Source organism: Actinomycetospora sp. NBC_00405, from assembly GCF_036044095.1.
In the GTDB taxonomy this organism is placed as follows: domain Bacteria; phylum Actinomycetota; class Actinomycetes; order Mycobacteriales; family Pseudonocardiaceae; genus Actinomycetospora; species Actinomycetospora callitridis.
This window is the reverse complement of record NZ_CP107938.1, coordinates 1,573,333-1,592,927: the sequence shown is the minus strand read 5'-3', so window position 1 is coordinate 1,592,927 and position 19,595 is coordinate 1,573,333. Positions and strand designations below refer to the sequence as shown.

The window sequence follows — 19,595 nt, the reverse complement described above, 5'->3', positions numbered from 1 at the left end:
GCCTCACCTCGACGCGGGCGACTGGGGACTCCGCGACGGTAGGAACGACGGGCACCGCGCCGCATCGGGCGGGATGTGCAGCTCGTGCGGGGGCGGCGTGGGTCGTTCGGTGCAGCGGCCTACACGAGCCCGTGCTCGTACGCGTAGGCCGTGGCGGCCGCGCGGGAGGACACGCCCACCTTGGCGAAGATGTTGGCGAGGTGCCGGGCGACGGTCTTCTCACTGAGGACCAGGTCCGCGGCGATGACGCGGTTGGTCCGGCCGGTCGCCACGAGGCGGAGGACCTGGACCTCGCGGTCGGTCAGGCCGCCCACCGGGTCCACCGCGCGGGTCAGCACGGCCACCCGCGCGAGGTCGGGTGCGGCGCCCAGCGCGGCGAACACCCGCCGGGCGGCGTCGAGCTCCATCTCCGCGGCGTCGTGGTCACCGAGGTCCCGGCAGGTCCTTGCGAGGAGCACCCGGACCCGGGCGGCGTGGTGGGGGACGTCGAGCTGCTGCCACCCCCGCCAGGCCGCGCGCAGGGTGGCCAGCGCGTCCACCGGCCGACCCTCCGCCCGCAGGACGGCGCCCGACGCCTGGGCCGCCGTCGCCCGTAGCAGCTCGACGTCCGTCCGTGCGGCGAGCACGGCCAGCTCGTCCGCCGCGGCGCGGGCCGCCGGCGTGTCGCCGGCCGCCAGGAGGACCTCGACGTGCGCGGCCAGCAGCGCGGGCCGGCCGGGGGCGGGGGCCTCCGCGAGCGCACGCCGCAACGCCGCGCCCGCCAGGTCGCCCCGGCCCTGGGCGAGTCGCAACAGCGCCAGCCCGGGCTGGGGCTGACGGCCCCACCGGGAGCACTCGCGATAGGCCGCTTCCGCCTCGGTGACACGTCCGTGCAGCCGGTGCAGCTCGGCGACCTGGTAGAACGCCCCGCCCGCCGCCGGGTGCCCGGACGGCTCGGCCTCGTGGCGATCCGAGGGGGCGGCGAGGCGCTCGCAGGCCTGCCCGGCCGCCGCGGCGGCCTCCGACCAGGCCCCCTGGAGCACCAGGATCTCGGCCCGGTGGACCAGGCACTGGCCCCGGAAGGGGACCAGGTCGGGCTGGGCGGCGCACCACTGCGTCAGCGCCGAGGTCCACGCCCGGGCCCGCCGGAGGTCGAGGAGCTCCTGGCACGCCTGGATCACCGCGCAGTAGGCGATGCCGGCGACGACGGGCGACAGCTCGTCCGCCGTGGCGGCGACCATCACCTCGTCGAACAACGCCGCGGCCTCGGAGCACCTGCCCGCCGCGGCCTGCGCCTCGCCCCGCCCGAGTCGTCCGAGGGCGCACAGGTCCGGGTCGCCGAAGCGCTCGCCGAGCTCGCCGACCCGTTCATACGTGGCGTGCGCCGCCGCGGGATCACCCGCGCCCAGCTGCGCGATCGCGACCGGCACCAGCAGATAGCCCTGTTCGGGGCAGTCGTACCGGCCCTCGTCCAGCAGCCGGTGCGCGCGACCCAGCCACCCGCCGGCCCGGATCTCCTCGCCCCGCAGCAGCAGACCGAAGCCGAGCCAGAACGCGCACCGGGCGGCCGCGACCTCCTCGCCGCGGGCCAGGTACTCCCGATGACCGCGCTCCCGGAGTGCGTCGCACACCCCGTCCCGGCCGGTGAGGTAGGCGGCCGTGGCGAGCCGTTCGAGGTCCGCGGTCCCGAGACCTGCCTCGTCGTCGGCGCGCGACAGCTCGGCGTAGGCCTCCTGCCACCGCCGCCGGCGGAAGGACTCGGGACCGCTGTCGAGCGCGCGCCGGGGTGGGACGCCGCGCTCGCGGCCGGTCATCTCCCTCGTGCGGCGATCTCGTCCCGCCGCGCCCCGGAGGCGGGCACGCCCCCGATGCCCCAGTCGTCGTGCGGCACCTGGATGATCCGGCCACGCACTCGCGACCGCGTCGCGCCGAGGACATCGACGAGCAGGTCGGTCAGGTCGGCGAGGAGACGGTGACGCTGCTCGACCGGCCGGCCCTCGAGGACGATCGCGGTGAAGTACGGCGCCGGCGCCAGGTCGTTCCCCAGGCCCGTCGCGCCGCCGACCGCCCAGTGCTCGCGCGGGTGCAGCGTCGCGTAGGCCCGGATGCGCTCGAGCGGCGACTCCAGCACCTCGGCATAGCGACGGCTCGCGGCCTCCAGCAGGCGGGCGATCGCCGCAGGGCCGTGGTCGCCCTCGACGAGATGGACCTCCAGGACCGGCACGGTCAGCCCTGCTCCCTCTCGCGCGCCAGCTCGAGGGCGATGTCGATGATCATGTCTTCCTGTCCGCCGACGAGGCCCAGCTCGCCGCAGCGGCGCAGGATGTCGGGGACGGGGACCTTGTAGCGCTCGCCGGCGTGCTCGGCGTGGAGCAGGAAGCTGGAGTAGACCCCGGCCCAGCCCTGGGTGATGGCGTTGCGGTCCATCTTGGGCCAGCGGTGCAGGTAGGGGCGCACGACGTCCTCGGCGGCGTCGAGCAGCGCCGTGACGTCGAGCCCGGTCTCGATGCCCATCCGGTCGAAGACCGCGGCGATGACCTCGGTGGGCGAGTTCCCCGACCCGGCGCCCAGGGCGCAGAGGGAGCCGTCGATCTCCTTGACCCCGACCTCGGCGGCGATCACGGAGTTCGCGACGCCGAGGGAGAGGTTCTGGTGGCCGTGGTAGCCGACCCAGGCCTCGTCGCCGACCTCGGCGAGCAGGGCCTCGAAGCGGGCGCGGGCGTCGTGCATGAGCAGCGCGCCGGCGGAGTCGGTGACGTACGGGCACTGGCAGCCGGCGTCGACCATGATCCGGGCCTGCTTCGCGAGGTCCTCCGGCGACGTGCGGTGGGCCATCATGAGGAACCCGACGGTCTCCATGCCCAGGTCGCGGGCCACCCCGAAGTGCTGCGGGCTGACGTCGGCCTCGGTGCAGTGGGTGGCGACGCGCACGATCTCGGCCCCGGCGTCGTGGGCGCGGCGCAGATCGTCGACGGTGCCGATGCCGGGCACCAGCAGCACCGCGATCCGGGCCTGGGTGGCCTCCTCGCGGGCGGCGGCGATCAGCTCGAGCTCGTCGGTGTGCGAGAAGCCGTAGTTGAAGCTCGACCCGCCCAGCCCGTCGCCGTGGGTCACCTCGATGACCTCGACCCCGGCCCGGTCCAGCGCGCGGACGGTGTCGCGCACCTGCTCCTCGGTGAACTGGTGGGCCTGCGCGTGGCTGCCGTCGCGCAGCGTGGTGTCGGTGATCCGGACGTCGTGCCGGATCCCGGGCCGTGCTCCCGCGCGCTCGCTCATACCGCTGCCTCCGTCATCTCCGCCGCCACCAGCTCGCCGACCTGCGCCGCGGCGGCCGTCATGATGTCGAGGTTGCCGGCGTACTCCGGCAGGAAGTCGCCGTTGCCCTTGACCTCGAGGAACACCGCCACACGCCCGCGCCCACCCCACTTGTCGGTGGGCGGGTCGAACTGCGGCTCGGCGCGCATCGCGTAGCCCGGGACGTACTGCTGGACGCGGGCGACCATCGTGTGCACCGAGGCCGCAACCGCGTCGGTGTCGGCCTCGGGCGGCAGCGAGCAGAACACCGTGTCGCGCATGATCATCGGCGGCTCGACGGGGTTCAGGATGATGATCGCCTTGCCCTTCGCGGCGCCCCCGACCTCCTCGACGGCCTTCGCCGTGGTCTCGGTGAACTCGTCGATGTTGGCGCGCGTGCCCGGACCGGCCGAGCGCGAGGCCGCCGACGCGACGATCTCGGCGTAGTCCACCGTCGTCACCTGCGAGACCGCGGCGACGATCGGGATGGTCGCCTGGCCGCCGCAGGTGATCATGTTGACGTTCGGGGCGTCGAGGTGGTCGGGCATGTTCACCGCCGGGCACACCATCGGCCCGAGGTGCGCCGGCGTCAGGTCGATCGCCCGGATGCCGGCCTCGGCGTAGCGGGGCGCGTTCGCCGCGTGCGCCCTGGCCGAGGTGGCCTCGAAGACGATGCGGGGCAGCGGGTCCCGGCGCAGGAGCCAGTCCACGCCCTCGGAGGAGGCGGCCACGCCCATCGCCCTGGCCCGCTCCAGCCCCTCGGACTCGACGACGCCGACCATCGCCGTGACCTCGATGCGCGCACTGCGCGCGAGCTTGGCCAACAGGTCGGTGCCGATGTTGCCCGGACCGACGATCGCGGCGGGGACCTTTGCGGGCGCACTCATGGCTGCACTCTGGCACCGCTCAGCGCCGGGGTGGAACCACCGCGTTCCGCTCCGTGGGACTGGTGATCGGACTGCGCCGCCGTGCGGGCACCGCGACGGACCTCGCTCCGGGCGTGCAGACCGTGAGCCGGGCCCGGCCCGCGGCGGCGACCACGTCCTCCACGGTGCGGCCCAGCACGGCCCGCGTGAACAGACGTGTCGGGCCGGCCACCGAGAGCCCGCCGAGCGGGCGGGCGTCGCCGTCGACGACCGCGGCGGCCACCGAGGTCCGCCCCGCCTGGAACGACGACGAGACGAGGTAGCCGGCCTCCCGGGCGGCCGCGAGCTCGTCGGCGAGCAGCGCCCGGTCCGGCGGGTCCAGGCCCTCGTCACGGCAGAGCCGCGCGATGCGCTCGTCGACCTCCGCGGGCGCGAGCCGGGCCAGCGCCGCCTTCCCGCAGCCACCCCGCCAGGCCGGCGCGCGCAGGCCGACGCGGTTGTCCATCGTCGCCCGGCCCATCGAGTCCGGCCCGGCCTCCCGGTGCAGGTAGACGACCCAGCCGCCGACGAGCTGCCCGACGTGGACCTCCTGGCCGGCGTGGCGCAGCAGCCCGCCCAGGGCGCCCTCGACGGCGGCGACGAGCCCGGTGCGCTCGATGATCTGGCCGGCCAGGCCCACGAGCAGCGGGCCCAGCCGCCAGCCGCGGCCGGGCACCGTCTCGAGCAGCCCCTCGGTCGCGAGCGTCGTCGCGAGCACGTGCACCGTCGAGCGGGGGATGCCGGTGCGGGCGGCCAGCGCGCGGGTGGAGAGCACGTCGACGCCCGGGTCGAAGGCGCGCAGCAGCGCCGCCGCCTTGCCGACCGCGGACACCATCGGCCGAGTTTCCGCAGCGCAGGCAGCCAAGTCCAGTCCTCACGGTGTCCAGCCCTGCGGGACACGACGCTGGGTCCGGGTCGCCCGCCCGCCCTAGCGTCCGCCGTCATGGCCCGCGTCTTCCAGGTCCCGGCCGGCAGCAGCCGGTCCGGTGCGCGGCGCGCGGCGGGGACGCCGGCCGTCCCGGCCCCGGCGCCGGCCCCCGCGCCGGCCGAGCAGAGGGCCGGCATCGTCGCGGGCTACCTCGCGCCCCACCCGCCGCACCTCGTGTACGCGGAGAACCCGCCGCAGAACGAGCCCCGCGCCACGGGCGGCTGGGAGGTCCTGCGCTGGGGCTACGAGGAGCTGCGCCGCCGGCTGCGGGCCCACCGCCCCGACGTGCTGGTGGTGCACGCGCCGCACTGGATCACGATGGTCGGCCACCACGTCAACTGCGTCCCGAACCCGCGCGGGATCTCCGTCGAGCCGATCTTCCCGCACCTGTTCCGGTACCACTACGACTTCCGCACCGACGTCGAGCTCGCCGAGGCGATCGTCGAGGAGGGTGACCGCGCCGGCCTCGTGACGAGCGCTCTGCGCGAGGACGGCGTCCGCGTCGACTACGCGACGATCGGCGCGCTGCACCTGGCGAACCCCGAGTGGGACCTGCCGGTCGTGTCCCTCTCGGCCAACAACAACCCCTACTACTACTCCGACGCCTCCCTGGCCGAGATGGAGACGCTGGGCGCCGCGACCCGTCGCGCGATCGAGCGCACCGGCCGGCGCGCGGTGCTGCTGGGGTCGAACTCGCTGTCGCACCTGCACTGGGACACCGAGCCGGAGCTCCCCGAGGACATGAGCGTCGAGCGTCCGTTCAACCATGCGCAGTACGCCGGGGACATGGAGCTGCTGCAGACGATCCGCGAGGGCCCGACGTCGCGGCTCAAGGACGCCGTCCCGAAGCACATCGAGGCGACGGCGTCGGAGACCAAGGCCGGCAGCCTGACCTGGCTGCTCGCCGCGATGGGCTGGCCCGACATCGCCGGCGATGTCCTGGCCTACGGCACGGTGATCGCGACCGGCAACGCCGTCGTGGAGTGGGTCGCCCCATGACGTCAGGCCGAGTGCCCGCGGCCCTGATCCCCGCGATGCCCCACCTGCTGGCCGGCGACCCCGCCCCGAGCTGGGCCGAGCTGGCGCGCGCCACCCGCACCGTCGGCGACCGCCTGCGCGCCGCCGGCGCCGACACCGTCCTGCTGCTCTCGACGCAGTGGTTCACGGTGCTCGGGCACCAGGTGCAGTGCGACGCCCGGCTGCGGGGACGGCGGACCGACGAGAACTGGTACCGCTACGACTACGGGCACCTCGACCACGACCTGGCGATCGACACCGACCTCGCCCACCGCTGGGCCGACGCGATCGACGCCGCCGGGATGCAGGCCCGTCGCACGCTCTACGAGGGCTTCCCCGTCGACACCGGCACGATCGTCGCGTCGCGGTTGCTGGACCCGCACGGGCAGGGTCGCTGGGCGCTGGTCTCGTGCAACCTCTACGCCGAGCCCTCGGCGATGGCGGAGGTCGCGGCGGCCGGGGTGCGGGCGGCGCGGGATCTGGGCCGCACGCTCGGCGTCGTCGCCGTGAGCGGGCTGTCCTCCGGGCTCACGGGACGCTGGATCACCCCGGTCGAGGACCGCGTCGAGGACGCCCACGACCGCTGGAACCGCAAGGTCCTCGACGCGATCCGGGCCGGTGACCGCGACGAGGTCCTCGCCATGAGCCCGCAGTACGCCGCGGCGGCGCAGGCCGACAGCCAGTTCCGCGCGTTCGCGTTCCTCGACGGTGCCGGGGTGGTCGACGGCCCGGGCGAGGTCCTGGCCTACGGCCCGGTGTGGGGCACGGGGGCGGCGGTCGTGTGGTGGGGCGAGTCAACCGACAAGGAGTCCTGATGGCACGGGCAGTGGGGTTCATCGAGGCCGAGGGGTTCGTGCCGGTGTTCGACGCCGTCGACGCCATGGTCAAGGCGACCGAGGTCGAGGTCCGCGGGGCCGTGCGCCTCGGCGGCGGGCTGGTGGCGGTGGCCGTCACCGGCGACCTCGCGACGGTCGAGGAGGCCGTCGAGGTCGGCGAGGAGGTCGCCCGCGCGGTCTCCGGGCGCGCCGTGAAGTCGATCGTCTTCGCGAGCCCGTGCCTGCCGGTGCAGGCGCTCGCGGGCGACATGGCGATGGTGGGGAGCTGATCGTGGCCGAACGTGGTGCCGGAGCCATCGGGATCCTCGAGACGCGCGGCGTGGTGGCGCTCGCGGCGGGGATCGAGGCGATGATGAAGACCGCCGACGTCGAGACCGTGACCGTCGACCGGGTCTCGAGCGGCTACCTCGCGGTCGCCGTCCGCGGCTCGCTCGCCGCCGTGCGCCAGGCCGTGAACGCCGGGTCCGCCGCCGTCGAGCAGTACGGCGAGCTGCGCGCGGCCCAGGTGTACCCGAAGCCTCACGGGGTCTCGGTCGGGCTGCTGGAGAACGGGAGCGCCGACCGGCTCACGCGCGCGATCGAGTCTCCCGGGTTGTCTCAGTGATCCTCGGGGAGGTCGTCGGACGGGTCTGGTCCGAGCGCTCGGTGGACGGGCTCGGCGGTGTGCGCATGGTGCTGGTGCGCGAGCCGGAGTCCGGGGAGCGGCGGGTCGCGGTCGACCTGCTCGACGCCGGGACGGGCTCGACGGTGCTCGTCGCCACCGACGAGGCCGCCGCCGCCGTGACCGGGCGCAGCTGCGTGGACGCGGCCGTGATCGCGCTGGTCGCCGGGTGGGATGAGCCGTGAGTACAGCGTGGATCGTCGGCCTCGACGATCCGGCGGCCGCCGACGCCGCCCTCGTCGGCGGGAAGGGCGCCGGGCTGCGCCGCCTGGTGGCCCTGGACGCGCGCGTACCGAGGGGCTTCGTCGTGTCGACCGCCGCGTTCGCCGCCGCGATGGAGGGTGCCGAGGACCTCGACGCCTCCCTGCGCGACGTGGGTCCGGACACCCCGGTCGACGTCCTGGAGCAGGCCGCCGGTCGAGCGCGGGCGGCCCTGCTCGACGCCTCGCGGTCCGGTCTCGTCCTCGAGGCCGTGCGGGAGGCCTACACCGCGCTCGTCGGCCCGGACACCCGTGTCGCGGTGCGGTCCTCGGCCGTCGGCGAGGACGCGGCGGGCGCGTCGTTCGCCGGGGAGCACGACACCTACCTCGAGATCCGGGGCCCCGACGCCGTCGCCGACGCGGTGGCGCGCTGCTGGGCGAGCCTCTACACCGCGCGGGCGGTCTCCTACCGCCAGCGCGCGGGCGGGGACGCGGGCGCCATGGCCGTCGTCGTCCAGGAGATGGTGACCGCGCGGGCGGCCGGCGTGTTCATGACGCTCAACCCCGCCAACGGCGACCGCTCGACCGTCGTCTGCGAGGCCGTCTGGGGTCTCGGCGAGCCGCTGGTCTCCGGCGAGGTGACCCCCGACCGCTTCGTCCTCGACAAGATCAGCGGGGAGATCCTGCGCCGGGAGATCGCCGTCAAGCCGACGCGGATGACGCGCACCGACGAGCGGCCGGGCACGGTCGTCGCCGACGTCCCGCCCGAGGACCGCGACCGTCCGTGCCTCGACGACGCCGAGCTCGCCGAGCTGCTCGCCGTCGCGCGACGCGTCGAACGCGACGCCGGGACGCCCCAGGACGGCGAGTTCGCCGTCGCCGACCCGGGCGGACCGTCGCACATCCACCTGCTCCAGACCCGACCCGAGACGGTGTGGAGCGCCCGCGCGCCCCGCTCGGCGACCGGCGCGACGGGCGCCGGATCGGCGCTGTCCGCTGTCCTCGCCACCCTCACCCGCACCACCCGGCAGGAAGGCTCCGACCATGGCGGCTGACCGTTTCCCCAGCCCGTTCGAGGTCCCGACGCCGGACGGCGCCGAGGGGTGGGAGTCGATGTACGACTGGTACCACCTGTTCGGTCCCGAGCGCCGCGAGCTCGACGAGCAGCGGTTCTGGTTCGCCGATCGCCTGCACCACCCCGACGTCCTGCACCCCTACGACGAGATCCAGTGCGAGTGCTGGTGGCAGGCGCTCGGGGCCTTCAACACGCGCGTCTTCGCGATGCCACCGGCGTTCGGCGTCGACCAGCGGATCGTCAACGGGCGCCTCTACGTCACCCCGGTGCCGGCCCCGCCGGAGGACATCGCGGCGCGCGCGGAGGAGTTCGGGAAGCGCGCGGGGCACTACTACGAGCGCTGGGACGCGATCTACGACGAGTGGCGCGCCAAGGTCACGGCGAAGCTCGAGGAGATCCGCGCGCTGCGCTTCGACCCGCTGCCCGACCTCGAGCCCGAGGAGACCGTCTACCAGCACACGGGGCACTCCGCCGGGTTCCGCATGATCCGGGACTTCGACCGTCTCGTGCTCACGATGTACGAGACGTACCAGTACCACTTCGAGCTGCTCAACATCGGCTACGCGGCCTACCTGACGTTCTTCGGGATGTGCCGTTCGGCGTTCCCCGACATCTCCGACCAGTCGATCTCGAGGATGGTCGGCGGCCTGCGGGTGGATCTCTACCGTCCCGACGACGAGCTCAAGCGGCTCGCGAAGGAGGCGGTGCGCCTCGGGCTGGCCGAGCGCATCAACGCCACGGAGGACGCGGCGTCGCTGTTCGCCGATCTGCGCTCCGACGCTGTGGGTACCGAGTGGGTGACCGACTGGGAGCGCACGGCCGACCCGTGGTTCCTCATCAACACCGACCCGGGCCACCCCGGCGGGTACCACACGTACCCCACCTGGGCCGACGACCCGAACATCCCGCTGGCCTCGGTGCGCGAGTACCTGCGCCGGCTCGCCGACGGGACGACGATCGACCGGCCGACCGAGGAGGTCCTCTCCGAGCGCGACCGGATCACCGCGGGCTACCGCGAGCTGCTCCCCGAGGCCGAGCGCGCGACCTTCGACGACACCCTCGCGCTGGCGCGCCAGGTGTTCGTCTACATCGAGGAGCACGTGCTCTACATCGAGCACTGGATGTGGGCGACGTTCTGGGCGAAGTCCCACGAGCTCTCGCGGGCCCTGGCCGCGATGGGCGAGTTCGACGAGCCCGAGGACATGTTCTTCCTGCGGCGCTACGAGGTCGCCGAGGCGATCTACGACTGCGTCGCCGGCTGGTCGGTCGGCTCGCGCCCCCGCGGCGCGGAGTACTGGCGCCCGATCATCGCCCGGCGCCGCGAGATCTACACGGCGCTGCGGGCGTGGGAGCCGCCGCCGGCGCTCGGGCCGCCGCCGACGACGATCGACGAGCCGTTCACGGTGATGCTCTGGGGGATCACGACGTCGACGGTGGCGGAGTGGCTGCGCTCCGACTCCGAGGAGGGCGTGCTGCGGGGGACCGCGGGCTCGCCGGGCGTCGTCGAGGGCCCGGTCCGGGTCGTCACCCACCCCTCGGAGCTGCCGTCGATCGAGCCCGGGGACATCCTCGTCTGCCCGGCCACGTCGCCGTCGTGGGCGCCGGTGTTCGGTCGCGTCGCGGCCACGGTCTCCGACGTCGGCGGGATCATGAGCCACACCGCGATCGTCTGCCGCGAGTACGGGCTCCCGGCCGTCGTCGGCACCGGGAACGCCGTCTCGACCCTGCGCACGGGGCAGCGGGTGCGGGTGGACGGGAGCGCCGGAGTGGTGACGGTGCTGGAGCCGGCGTGACGTCGTGTGCGCCACCGCCGGGTGACCGGCCGGGCCCGCCCCCGCCCGTCGACGTCGTCCGGGCGCGCCGTCGCCAGGCGCTGCGGCGGACGCGCGGGGCGAGCGGGACGCTGCTGCTGGACATGGGCGGCGTCGTCATCCCGACGCTGTTCGAGTCGACGGCGGTGCCCGGGTTCCCGGCCGGCCCGACCGGTGTGGACGCCGACTACCGCGCCGTCGAGCGGGGCGAGCTCCAGGAGCGTGACTACTGGGCGAAGCTCGCCGCGCGCCGCCCGGACATCGACATCGGGTCGCTGTGGCGCGACTGCTCCTACGTGCGGGCCGAGGTGCTGCGGCTGATCGCGCGGGTGGCCGGGCGCGTGCGGGTCGTCGCCTTCACCAACGACATGGCGCACTGGTTCGGCGACGACTGGCCGCGGCGGTTCCCCGCGGTCGCCGAGTTCGACGGCGTGCTCGAGGCGGCGAAGCTCGGGGTGCTCAAGCCCGACCCGGAGGCCTTCCGGGCGGCCGCGGCGGCGCTCGGGGAGGACCCGCGGCGCTGCCTGTTCGTCGACGACCTCGCCGCCAACCTCGACGGCGCCCGCCGGGCCGGGATGGCCGCCGAGCTGTTCGAGGTGACCGATCCGGCAGGATCGACGGCCCGGGTCGCGCGGGCGCTCGGGCTGCCGGCGGACGAGCCGGCGCGTCGGAGGGTGTGGTCGCCGTGAGCACTCCGGAGGAGAGACTCGGCGAGCTGGGGCTGGAGCTGCCGCCCCTGCGGCGCCCGGCGGGGCGCTACCGCGGCTGGACGATGGCCGGGGACACGCTGCACCTCGCAGGCCAGGGTGCCGACGGGCACGTCGGGCGCCTGGGCGCGGATCTCGGGGTCGCCGAGGGCTACGCCGCGGCCCGGGGGTGCGCGCTGAACCTGCTGGCCCAGGCCCGCGACGCGCTGGGCTCGCTCGACCGCGTCGCCCAGGTGCTCGTCCTGCGCGGCTACGTCACGTGCACCGACGACTTCACCGACCAGCCGGGCGTGGTCGACGGGGCGTCCGACCTGCTCGCCGAGGTGTTCGGGGCGCGCGGGGAGCACGCGCGCACCGCGATCGGGGTGCGGGCGCTGCCGCGGGGGTTCGCGGTCGAGCTGGACGGGATGGTCCGTGTCCGCTGAGCGCGTGACGTACGGGGACGACCCGTCGCAGTTCGTGGAGGTCCGCCGGGGTTCGGGCGCCGGGACCGTGGTGCTGCTGCACGGCGGGTTCTGGCGCGCCCGGGTCGGGCTCGACCACATCGCGCCGGTCGCCGCGGACCTGCACGCCCGTGGCCACTCGGTCTGGAACGTCGAGTACCGGCGCGTCGGGCAGGCCGGGTGGCCGGCGACGCTCGACGACGTCGCGGCGGCGGTGGGCCTGGTCGGAGGGCCGTGCGTGGTCGTCGGCCACTCCGCGGGCGGGCACCTGGCGACGTGGGTGGCGTCCCGGGTCCCGGTGGCGGGCATGGTGTCGCTGGCGGGGGTGCTGACGCTGGCCGACGCCGCGCGCGACGGCGTCGGCGGCACGGCCGTGCCCGACCTCGTGGGCGGGATGCCCGACGAGATGCCGGAGCGCTACGCCGAGGCCGACCCCGTGGCGCACCTGCCGCTCGACGTGCCCGTGCGCGCCGTGCACGCCCCCGACGACGACCGGGTACCGATCGCCGTCAGCCGCCGCTACGTCGCCGCCGCCCGCGCGGCCGGCGACGACGCGGTGTTCGTGGAGGTGCCTGGCGACCACTTCACCCTCGTCGACCCGACCCACCCGACGTGGCCCGTGGTGCTCGGGCAGATCACCGATCTCCTGGGCTGAGTGCAAGCCCTGCGTCCTCGCTGGCACTCAACGACAGGAAATCCGCGTCGATCATGGACTACGCGTGGGGATAGCCCCGGCCCGCGTAGTCGAAGCCGCCGAGCTCGAGGCGGGTGTGGTCGGGTGCCTGGGGCGAGGCGTAGTAGGCGCGGATCTCGGCGATGAGGCCGTCGTCGTCGAACTCGTACCACTCGGCACCGCGCAGGATCACGCCGAGCGAGCCCTTGTGGTGGGTCCACTCGCAGACCGCCTGCCGGCGGGGCTCGTCGACGACGATCGCGTCGACGGTCCACGACGACCCCCGCTCGCGCACGGCGGTGGCCCAGCGCTGCGCGATCACCCGAGCGCCCTTCCACGGCCCGTCGTACATGTCCGGCGGGAAGTAGTGGCGCGCGTTGCCCGAGAGGAAGCCGGCGATCCCGTCGGCGTCGCCGGCCGTGCAGGCGTCCATGTAGCCCCGCACCGTCGCCTCCAGCGCCGCCGCCGTCGTGCCGCCGACCGAACCTGCTGCTGCGCTCACCGCGCTCCTTCCGTGGACCCGTGTGGGGCGAGGATGCGGATTTCCTGTTGTTCAGTGCAAGCGTGGACGCAGGGCTTGCACCAGGATGCCCGCGTGGCGGCGAGCGGGCGGGTGCGGCAGGACGAGGTCTACCGGGGCGGGATCGCGGGGCGGCGGCCCGCGGTGCCGACCGCGTTCCCGGCGCTGGAGCGCCGGGCGCGGTGGTCGATGTCGCGGCGCGCGTACGCCTACGTCGCGGGCGGGGCCGGCAGCGAGGAGACCGTCCGCGCCAACCGCGCCGCGTTCGAGCGCCTGCGCGTCGTGCCGCGGATGCTGCGGGGGGTGGGGGAGCGCGACACCTCCGTGGAGCTGTTCGGGCAGCGCCTCGCGCACCCGCTGCTGCTCGCACCGATCGGGGCGCTCGACCTCGTGCACCGCCGGGCCGACCTCGCCGTCGCCGAGGGGGCCGCGGACGCGGGCGTCCCGATGATCGTCTCGAACCAGGCGGGCTTCCCGATGGAGGAGATCGGGCCACGTGCGCGGGCCGGCGCGGGCTGGTGGTTCCAGCTCTACTGGTCGACGTCCGACGACCTCGTCGACAGCTTCCTCGCCCGCGCCGAGGCCGCCGGGGCGGGCGCGGTCGTGGTCACCCTCGACACGACCGTGCTCGGCTGGCGCCCCCGCGACCTCGACCTCGGGCACCTGCCGTTCGCCCGCGGCCTGGGCATCGCGCAGTACACGTCGGACCCGGTGTTCGCGCGCCTCACCCGCGAGACCGCCGCGGGTCCGCGGCGCCCGACCCCGCCCCCCACCCCGGCCGCGGTCCGGACCCTGGTGGAGATCAGCCGCAACCACCCGGGGCGCTTCGCCGACAACCTGCGCTCGCCGCTGCCGCGCGCCGCGGTGGAGACGTTCCTGCGGGTGTACTCGCGGCCGACGCTGAGCTGGGACGACATCGCGACGCTGCGCTCCCGCACCCGGCTGCCGATCGTGCTCAAGGGCGTCCTGCACCCCGACGACGCCCGCCGCGCGCTCGACGTCGGCGTCGACGGGGTGCTCGTGAGCAACCACGGCGGGCGACAGGTCGACGGGTCGGTGGCCAGCCTCGACGCCCTGCCCGGGGTCGTCGAGGCCGTCGACGGGCGCGCGCCGGTGCTGCTCGACTCGGGGGTCCGCAGCGGGTCCGACGTCGCCCGCGCGCTCGCCCTCGGCGCGACGGCGGTGTGCCTCGGGCGCCCGTTCGCCTACGGCCTCGCGGTGGCCGGGGCCACGGGGGTCGCGCAGGTGACCCGCGACGTGCTCGCCGAGCTCGACCTCACGCTCGCGCTCGCCGGCGCGCGGACCCCGGCCGACCTCGAGCTCGCCCCGTTCGCCACCACGGAACCCGGGGTGCCGGCGTCGAGATGATCGCGACAGGGTGGAGCCCATGAGTCGGGTGCTGCTGATCCGCCACGGCGAGACCCACGGCTACTTCGACGACGTCGGGCTCACCGACCACGGCGAGGCGCAGGCGCGGGCCAAGGGCAAGGAGCTCGCGGCCGTCCTGCCCGCCGGGGCGCGGGTGACGATGCCGCACGCACCGACCGCGCGCGGCACGGCGACGGCGGTGACGCTGCGCGAGGTGCTGCTCGCCGAGCTCGGCCCGGACTCCGACGTCTCCGTGGGCGAGCTGGTGCCCGACGCCCGCTTCGACAGCCTCCAGTTCCTCCACGGGGGCGAGGCGCGGGAGTCGTCCGGGGTCGCGAAGCACCGGCTCGGGCTCGAGGGCGAGCTCCCCGACTGGGCGCGCGCCTTCGACCGCTTCGACACCGACTTCGGCGCGGGCTCCAAGCTCGGCGGGCCGATCGACCGCTGGATGGTGTCGACCGACCTGCACTTCGAGCCGCCCCAGGTGATCGCCTACCGCGCCTGGGCGGGGGTCCGCGCGCAGGAACCGGGCACCGTGGCGCTGGCCAGCTCGCACTCGGCGCTCCTGCGGGCCTTCGCCAGCGCGGCCCTGGGCCACGACGTCGGCGAGCCGGCCAACCTCGAGCACGTCGACGTCGAGCTCCACGGGGGCCGCGCGACCGTCACCTACCGCGACGAGCAGGCCGAGGTCGACGTCCCGGCCGAGGTGCCGCCGTGGCTGGACCCGGCGTACCTCGACCGGGGGGAGCGCGCCGCGCACCGCTGGTGACCCGCCGGGGGGCGGGTGTGCCGGGGCGCGACCCGAGCGTGACGTTTCGGCCCCCCGTGCGGTGCCTATGCCTCAGGGTCCGCACCGCCCGGCCCCGGGAGCAACCGCCATGTCCGTCGCCGACACCCTCGCCCGATGGCGTGCGCGCCTGACCGGGGAGCACGGTCCCGTCGGGCCGTCCCCGGTGTCCGACCCCTCGGAGTCCGACGCCGGTCACGACCCGCGCACGGCCGCCTCCCGTGTGACCGGGGGCGAGCATCCCGAGAACGAGGGCGACCAGGGTGGTGTCACGGGCACCGGCGAGACCGAGGAGTTCGTCGGGCGCGCCGCCGGCCGCGACCTCGGCTACGCCGGCGAGACCGGCGCCGAGGCCCGCCACGAGGCCGAGAGGGGCCGACGATGACCGCCCGGGAGGGCGACGGGGACCGCTCACGGCTGGGCAACGCCGTGCGGCCGGGCCACACCGTCCTCTGGGTCCACCGCGTCGCGGCGGTCGTCGTCGCGCTCGTGATCGCGACGATCGGCGTGCTCGGCTTCATCGGCGGCCTCGGCTTCTTCGACACCCGGGGCGCGACGACGTTCGGTGGGCTGTCGACCAACGGGGCGCTGTCCACCGTCTCGGTGGTCACGGCGGCGATCCTGCTCGCCGCCGCCATCCGCGGCGGCAAGCTCGCGTCGACGGTCATGATCGTGATCGGCGTGCTCTTCCTCGTCTCGGCGTTCGGCAACCTGGCGGTCATGGGCACGCCCTACAACCTGCTGGCGTTCCGGCTGCCCAACGTCTTCTTCTCGATCGGCGCGGGCCTCGTGCTGCTCTTCCTGGGCGCCTACGGGCGCATCTCCTCGAAGCTGCCGCCGGACAACCCGTACCGCCGGGAGCGCGGGGCGGACGACGAGGAGCCCGAGGACGCCCACCGCCAGTCCTATCCGTCGTCACCGGCCGAGGCCGACGCGGACGCCGCGATGGCCGAGGCCGCCCGTGCCCTGGCGCAGGGCACCGCCGACGACGAGCAGAGGCGGCGCCTCGCCGCGCTGGACGAGGCCCGCTCCCACGAGGACCGTCGCGCCATCTGGATGCGCTTCGACTCCTCGGGCGGCGGGGACACGACGTCCCACGGCCGCGCCATGGCCTGAGGTCGCCCCTCCTGTCGGAGGGGGCCGACCGGCCCGCTCCGACCTGGTCCGCAGGCCGCGCGACTGATAGACGTGGACGCATGAGCCTGACTGCGCCCCGGGCCGCCGCCGAGTCCGCGCCGGCCGACACCGCCGTCCGGATCGAGGTGGACGGGCCGACCGCCGTACTGACGCTGGACCAGCCGAAGCGCCGCAACGCCCTGTCGGTCGCCACGATGCGCGCGCTGCACGCCGCGATCACCGACGTCTCGGGTCGCGACGGCGTGCGGGTGATCGTCCTGCGCGCCGAGGGCCCGGCGTTCTCGGCCGGCCACGACCTCTCCGAGATGGTCGACCGGACGCTCGACGAGGAGCGCGAGGTCTTCGCCGTCTGCACCGACCTCATGAGCGCGCTGCACGCCGTGCCCCAGCCCGTCATCGCCGCCGTGCAGGGCGTGGCGGTGGCCGCCGGGTGCCAGCTCGTGGCGGCGTGCGACCTCGCCGTCGCCGCCGACAACGCCGTCTTCGGCACCCCCGGCGTCAAGATCGGGCTGTTCTGCTCGACGCCGATGGTCGCGGTCACCCGCGCGATCGGGCGCAAGCGGGCGATGCAGCTGCTGCTCACCGGCGAGGTCATCGACGCCGCCACGGCTGCCGAGTGGGGCCTGGTGAACCAGGTCGTCGCCCCCGACGAACTCGACGGGGCGGTCGCCCGGATGGCGGCGAAGGTCGCCGACGCCAGCGCGGTCACCCTGCGCATCGGGAAGGAGGCGTTCTACCGGCAGGTCGACCTGCCCGAGGACGCCGCCTACGAGCAGATGCGCGAGACGATGGCGACCAACGCGATGACCTGCGACGCGCAGGAGGGCATGTCCGCCTTCCTGGCGAAGCGGGACCCGGTCTGGCAGCACCACGACTGATCGTCCACCCGGCCCGTCCACCCGGCCCGTCCCACTCCGCCGGTCCCACTCCGGCGAGGCACCACTCCCGCGAAGCAAAGGAGCTTCATCCCATGGCCTTCCCCGGCCTGCAGCACGTCGCGATCACGGTCTCCGACCTCGACGCCAGCACCCAGTGGTACACCCGGCTCTTCGGCGCCGACCCGGTGCTCGACGAGGACGAGGAGGGCGGCGAGTTCCACCACGTCGTCTACGCCCTCGACGGCGGCCTGCTCTTCGGCCTGCACACGCACATGGGCCGGGAGGCCAAGGACCGCGCCGACGAGCGCCGCACCGGCCTCGACCACATCAGCTTCGGCCTGTCGGGCACCTCCGAGCTCGAGAAGTGGCGTGACCGCCTCGACGAGCTGGGGATCCAGCACGGCGGGATCAAGAAGGCGCACTACGGCTCGGGCGTCTCGTTCCGCGACCCCGACAACATCGCCCTCGAGTTCTTCATCGCGCCCGGCACCTGATCGGCGAGGGTCGGGCGGCGGCGAGCTCCTCGCGGCGGACGCGGGCCGAGGCGCGCTGGATCAGCCGGACCGTCCCCGGCTCATCGCCCGGGCCTGGGAGCACGGAGTGGTGGCGGCCGAGCACGGATCGTGATGGTCCTACAAAGCAACTCCGCAGGTCGATAGACGTATCCGGTGGTAGGGTCGCCATATGGCTGCACGACGGGACTACTTCGACGGCTGCGGCGCGGCCCACGCGCTCGACCTGGTCGGGGAGCGGTGGGCGTTGCTGGTGGTGCGCGAGCTGATGCTCGGGCCCAAGCGCTTCACCGATCTGCGCGTCGGCCTCCCGCACGCCAGCCCCAACGTCCTCTCGCAGCGCCTGCGCGAGCTCGAGGACGCCCGGGTGCTCCGCCGCCGGCGGCTGCCCCCGCCCGCCGCGTCCGCGGTCTACGAGCTCACCGAGTGGGGCCAGGAGCTCGAGCCGGTGCTGCAGTCGCTCGGTCGCTGGGCCGCGCGCTCGCTCCCGGAGTCCGACAGCATCAAGGTCGACTCGTTCATCCTCTCGCTGCGCACCATGTTCGCCCCCGACCAGGCCGGGGACGACGTGGTGACGATGCAGCTCGTGCTCGACGAGCAGCCGTTCCGGGTGCACCTCGGCCGGGGCGCCCTCGAGATCGAGCGCGGCGAGCTGCCCGGCGCCGACGTCACCGTGCGCTGCGCGCCCATCACACTGGCCGGCATCGTCTACGGCGGCCGCCCGCTGCAGGACGCGCAGGACGACGGGTCGCTCGCCTACACCGGCGACGCGTCGGTGATCGCGCGCCTCGTCGGCGCCGTCCGGATGCCGGAGCCCCTGCCGGTCGAGTCCCAGCCCGCCTGACCCGGAGACCTGGTCAGGGCCTCTGCGGCCACCGCGGTACGAGATCGGTGTGGTCGCGGGTGCGCCGCAGCGGGAACTCCGGCGCGCGCTTCTCGAGGAACGCCGTGACGCCCTCGGCGGCGTCGCCGTCGCGGCCGAGCTCGACGATCGCCCGCGAGTCCAGGGCGTGCGCCTCCCAGGGTGACGACGCGGAGAGCATCGACCACATCATCTGCCGGGTGACCGCCACCGACACCGCCGAGGTGTTCTCGGCGACCTCGCGCGCCAGGGCGTAGGCGGTGTCGAGGAGGTCCTCGTCGGGCACGACCTTCGAGACGAGGCGGCCCTCGAGGGCCTCGCGGGCACCGAACACCCGGCCGGTCATCGCCCACTCCATCGCCTGCGAGATGCCGACGACGCGCGGGAGGAACCAGCTCGACGCGGCCTCGGGCACGATGCCCCGGCGCGCGAAGACGAAGCCGAAGCGCGCCGACGCCCCGGCGATGCGGACGTCCATGGGCAGCGTCATCGTCGCGCCGACCCCGACCGCGGGCCCGTTGATCGCGGCGATCACGGGCACGGTCAGGGCGGCGAAGCGCAGCGCCACCACGCCGCCGCGGTCGCGGCCCACCCCGTTGACCTCGCCGTAGCGTTCGGCCTTCTCGCGGCCCCGGGCGTCGAACGTGCTGCCGCCCCCGCCGAGGTCCGCGCCCGCGCAGAAGGCGCGGCCCCGTCCGGTGATCACCACCGCGCGCACGGCGTCGTCGGCGTCGATCGCGTCGCAGGCGCTCACCAGCTCGTCGCACATTCGTCCGGTGAACGCGTTCATGCGCGCCTCCCGGTCGAGCACGATCGTCGCGATCCCGTCGGCGACCGCATAGTCGATCTCGGTGAACTCCACGCCCCGCACCCTCTCGGAGGTCGCGGTAACGGTCAACGGTGACCGGTACTGGGTCGGACGAGCGATCACCACGCGACGACCGGGTCCCGCGTGTCGCAGAGCGTGGACGCGCCACGGATGGGGTACCACGATCAGGAGGC

24 protein-coding genes are annotated in these 19,595 nt (G+C 74.8%); 17 read left to right on the top strand and 7 right to left on the bottom strand.

All coding sequences use genetic code 11. From position 1 onward, the window contains the following. Window positions 1–119 precede the first annotated feature (119 nt). The 5 genes from OG774_RS07860 to OG774_RS07840 are packed head-to-tail and all read right to left on the bottom strand — an operon-like array spanning window position 120 to window position 5,013. Window positions 120–1,793, bottom strand: coding sequence for a LuxR C-terminal-related transcriptional regulator (locus tag OG774_RS07860; protein ID WP_328308269.1), 1,674 nt, complete (start codon window positions 1,791–1,793; stop codon window positions 120–122). Beyond that, entirely contained in the window at window positions 1,790–2,203 is a 414-nt protein-coding gene (locus OG774_RS07855) for a tautomerase family protein (protein ID WP_328308267.1), read from the bottom strand. Before OG774_RS07855 ends, OG774_RS07860 begins: the two co-directional genes overlap by 4 nt. 2 nt (window positions 2,204–2,205) lie before the next feature. Beyond that, window positions 2,206–3,255, bottom strand: coding sequence for a 4-hydroxy-2-oxovalerate aldolase (gene dmpG / locus OG774_RS07850; protein WP_328308265.1), 1,050 nt, complete (start codon window positions 3,253–3,255; stop codon window positions 2,206–2,208). Continuing rightward, a complete protein-coding gene (locus tag OG774_RS07845; protein ID WP_328308263.1) occupies window positions 3,252–4,160 on the bottom strand; it encodes an acetaldehyde dehydrogenase (acetylating) in 909 nt (302 codons plus the stop codon). Before OG774_RS07845 ends, dmpG begins: the two co-directional genes overlap by 4 nt. Before the next feature lie 19 nt (window positions 4,161–4,179). Continuing rightward, window positions 4,180–5,013: an IclR family transcriptional regulator gene (locus OG774_RS07840; RefSeq protein WP_328308262.1), complete on the bottom strand. Its 834-nt coding sequence runs from the start codon at window positions 5,011–5,013 to the stop codon at window positions 4,180–4,182. Between the two features lie 108 nt (window positions 5,014–5,121). Between OG774_RS07840 and OG774_RS07835 the strand changes: the two genes are divergently transcribed. The 10 genes from OG774_RS07835 to OG774_RS07790 are packed head-to-tail and all read left to right on the top strand — an operon-like array spanning window position 5,122 to window position 12,511. After that, window positions 5,122–6,105, top strand: coding sequence for a hypothetical protein (locus tag OG774_RS07835; RefSeq protein ID WP_328308261.1), 984 nt, complete (start codon window positions 5,122–5,124; stop codon window positions 6,103–6,105). Next, entirely contained in the window at window positions 6,102–6,938 is an 837-nt protein-coding gene (locus OG774_RS07830) for a hypothetical protein (protein ID WP_328308260.1), read from the top strand. The genes OG774_RS07835 and OG774_RS07830 overlap by 4 nt, the downstream gene beginning before the upstream one ends. Beyond that, window positions 6,938–7,228 (top strand): BMC domain-containing protein, encoded by a 291-nt coding sequence (locus OG774_RS07825; RefSeq protein WP_274187107.1) that lies wholly within the window; start codon window positions 6,938–6,940, stop codon window positions 7,226–7,228. The genes OG774_RS07830 and OG774_RS07825 overlap by 1 nt, the downstream gene beginning before the upstream one ends. 2 nt (window positions 7,229–7,230) lie before the next feature. Beyond that, window positions 7,231–7,563: a BMC domain-containing protein gene (locus tag OG774_RS07820; RefSeq protein WP_328308259.1), complete on the top strand. Its 333-nt coding sequence runs from the start codon at window positions 7,231–7,233 to the stop codon at window positions 7,561–7,563. Then, window positions 7,560–7,805 (top strand): EutN/CcmL family microcompartment protein, encoded by a 246-nt coding sequence (locus OG774_RS07815; RefSeq protein ID WP_274187105.1) that lies wholly within the window; start codon window positions 7,560–7,562, stop codon window positions 7,803–7,805. The genes OG774_RS07820 and OG774_RS07815 overlap by 4 nt, the downstream gene beginning before the upstream one ends. Next, a complete protein-coding gene (locus tag OG774_RS07810) occupies window positions 7,802–8,875 on the top strand; it encodes a PEP/pyruvate-binding domain-containing protein (protein ID WP_328308258.1) in 1,074 nt (357 codons plus the stop codon). Before OG774_RS07815 ends, OG774_RS07810 begins: the two co-directional genes overlap by 4 nt. Beyond that, window positions 8,865–10,688 carry a PEP-utilizing enzyme gene (locus OG774_RS07805; RefSeq protein ID WP_328308257.1) on the top strand — a complete coding sequence of 608 codons (1,824 nt, stop codon included), beginning with the start codon at window positions 8,865–8,867 and terminating at the stop codon, window positions 10,686–10,688. The genes OG774_RS07810 and OG774_RS07805 overlap by 11 nt, the downstream gene beginning before the upstream one ends. Continuing rightward, the gene (locus tag OG774_RS07800; protein ID WP_328308256.1) at window positions 10,685–11,395 is read left to right on the top strand and encodes an HAD-IA family hydrolase; all 711 of its coding nucleotides are present in this window, start codon (window positions 10,685–10,687) and stop codon (window positions 11,393–11,395) included. The genes OG774_RS07805 and OG774_RS07800 overlap by 4 nt, the downstream gene beginning before the upstream one ends. Beyond that, window positions 11,392–11,838: a RidA family protein gene (locus OG774_RS07795; protein WP_328308255.1), complete on the top strand. Its 447-nt coding sequence runs from the start codon at window positions 11,392–11,394 to the stop codon at window positions 11,836–11,838. The genes OG774_RS07800 and OG774_RS07795 overlap by 4 nt, the downstream gene beginning before the upstream one ends. Before the next feature lie 4 nt (window positions 11,839–11,842). Then, a complete protein-coding gene (locus tag OG774_RS07790) occupies window positions 11,843–12,511 on the top strand; it encodes an alpha/beta hydrolase (RefSeq protein WP_328308253.1) in 669 nt (222 codons plus the stop codon). 58 nt (window positions 12,512–12,569) lie between these two features. On the opposite strand, the gene OG774_RS07785 is transcribed toward OG774_RS07790, so the two are convergent. Continuing rightward, on the bottom strand, window positions 12,570–13,031 hold the full coding sequence (locus OG774_RS07785) for a nuclear transport factor 2 family protein (protein ID WP_328308250.1): 462 nt from the start codon (window positions 13,029–13,031) through the stop codon (window positions 12,570–12,572). A gap of 93 nt (window positions 13,032–13,124) precedes the next feature. Between OG774_RS07785 and OG774_RS07780 the strand changes: the two genes are divergently transcribed. The 7 genes from OG774_RS07780 (at window position 13,125) to OG774_RS07750 (ending at window position 18,575) form a co-directional block, all read left to right on the top strand. Continuing rightward, entirely contained in the window at window positions 13,125–14,417 is a 1,293-nt protein-coding gene (locus tag OG774_RS07780) for an alpha-hydroxy-acid oxidizing protein (RefSeq protein ID WP_328308248.1), read from the top strand. 19 nt (window positions 14,418–14,436) lie between these two features. Continuing rightward, window positions 14,437–15,186 (top strand): histidine phosphatase family protein, encoded by a 750-nt coding sequence (locus OG774_RS07775; RefSeq protein WP_328308247.1) that lies wholly within the window; start codon window positions 14,437–14,439, stop codon window positions 15,184–15,186. A 109-nt stretch (window positions 15,187–15,295) separates the two neighbouring features. Beyond that, on the top strand, window positions 15,296–15,589 hold the full coding sequence (locus OG774_RS07770; RefSeq protein WP_328308246.1) for a hypothetical protein: 294 nt from the start codon (window positions 15,296–15,298) through the stop codon (window positions 15,587–15,589). Further along, a complete protein-coding gene (locus OG774_RS07765) occupies window positions 15,586–16,320 on the top strand; it encodes a DUF4383 domain-containing protein (protein ID WP_328308245.1) in 735 nt (244 codons plus the stop codon). Before OG774_RS07770 ends, OG774_RS07765 begins: the two co-directional genes overlap by 4 nt. A gap of 80 nt (window positions 16,321–16,400) precedes the next feature. After that, window positions 16,401–17,219, top strand: coding sequence for an enoyl-CoA hydratase (locus OG774_RS07760; protein WP_328308244.1), 819 nt, complete (start codon window positions 16,401–16,403; stop codon window positions 17,217–17,219). A gap of 92 nt (window positions 17,220–17,311) precedes the next feature. Beyond that, entirely contained in the window at window positions 17,312–17,713 is a 402-nt protein-coding gene (locus tag OG774_RS07755; RefSeq protein WP_274197941.1) for a VOC family protein, read from the top strand. 190 nt (window positions 17,714–17,903) lie between these two features. After that, a complete protein-coding gene (locus OG774_RS07750) occupies window positions 17,904–18,575 on the top strand; it encodes a winged helix-turn-helix transcriptional regulator (protein ID WP_328308241.1) in 672 nt (223 codons plus the stop codon). A gap of 13 nt (window positions 18,576–18,588) precedes the next feature. Here the strand turns inward: OG774_RS07750 and OG774_RS07745 are convergent, their stop codons facing one another. Then, window positions 18,589–19,455 carry an enoyl-CoA hydratase-related protein gene (locus tag OG774_RS07745; protein WP_328308239.1) on the bottom strand — a complete coding sequence of 289 codons (867 nt, stop codon included), beginning with the start codon at window positions 19,453–19,455 and terminating at the stop codon, window positions 18,589–18,591. Between the last annotated feature and the right edge of the window lie 140 nt (window positions 19,456–19,595).

Coding starts and splice junctions, on each gene's coding strand:
- OG774_RS07805 (WP_328308257.1), top strand. CDS start 8,865: ATGGCGGCTGACCGTTTCCCCAGCCCGTTCGAGGTCCCGACGCCGGAC.
- OG774_RS07770 (WP_328308246.1), top strand. CDS start 15,296: ATGTCCGTCGCCGACACCCTCGCCCGATGGCGTGCGCGCCTGACCGGG.
- OG774_RS07765 (WP_328308245.1), top strand. CDS start 15,586: ATGACCGCCCGGGAGGGCGACGGGGACCGCTCACGGCTGGGCAACGCC.
- OG774_RS07840 (WP_328308262.1), bottom strand. CDS start 5,013: ATGGTGTCCGCGGTCGGCAAGGCGGCGGCGCTGCTGCGCGCCTTCGAC.
- OG774_RS07760 (WP_328308244.1), top strand. CDS start 16,401: ATGAGCCTGACTGCGCCCCGGGCCGCCGCCGAGTCCGCGCCGGCCGAC.
- OG774_RS07750 (WP_328308241.1), top strand. CDS start 17,904: ATGGCTGCACGACGGGACTACTTCGACGGCTGCGGCGCGGCCCACGCG.
- OG774_RS07775 (WP_328308247.1), top strand. CDS start 14,437: ATGAGTCGGGTGCTGCTGATCCGCCACGGCGAGACCCACGGCTACTTC.
- dmpG (WP_328308265.1), bottom strand. CDS start 3,255: ATGAGCGAGCGCGCGGGAGCACGGCCCGGGATCCGGCACGACGTCCGG.
- OG774_RS07830 (WP_328308260.1), top strand. CDS start 6,102: ATGACGTCAGGCCGAGTGCCCGCGGCCCTGATCCCCGCGATGCCCCAC.
- OG774_RS07825 (WP_274187107.1), top strand. CDS start 6,938: ATGGCACGGGCAGTGGGGTTCATCGAGGCCGAGGGGTTCGTGCCGGTG.
- OG774_RS07845 (WP_328308263.1), bottom strand. CDS start 4,160: ATGAGTGCGCCCGCAAAGGTCCCCGCCGCGATCGTCGGTCCGGGCAAC.
- OG774_RS07835 (WP_328308261.1), top strand. CDS start 5,122: ATGGCCCGCGTCTTCCAGGTCCCGGCCGGCAGCAGCCGGTCCGGTGCG.
- OG774_RS07860 (WP_328308269.1), bottom strand. CDS start 1,793: ATGACCGGCCGCGAGCGCGGCGTCCCACCCCGGCGCGCGCTCGACAGC.
- OG774_RS07755 (WP_274197941.1), top strand. CDS start 17,312: ATGGCCTTCCCCGGCCTGCAGCACGTCGCGATCACGGTCTCCGACCTC.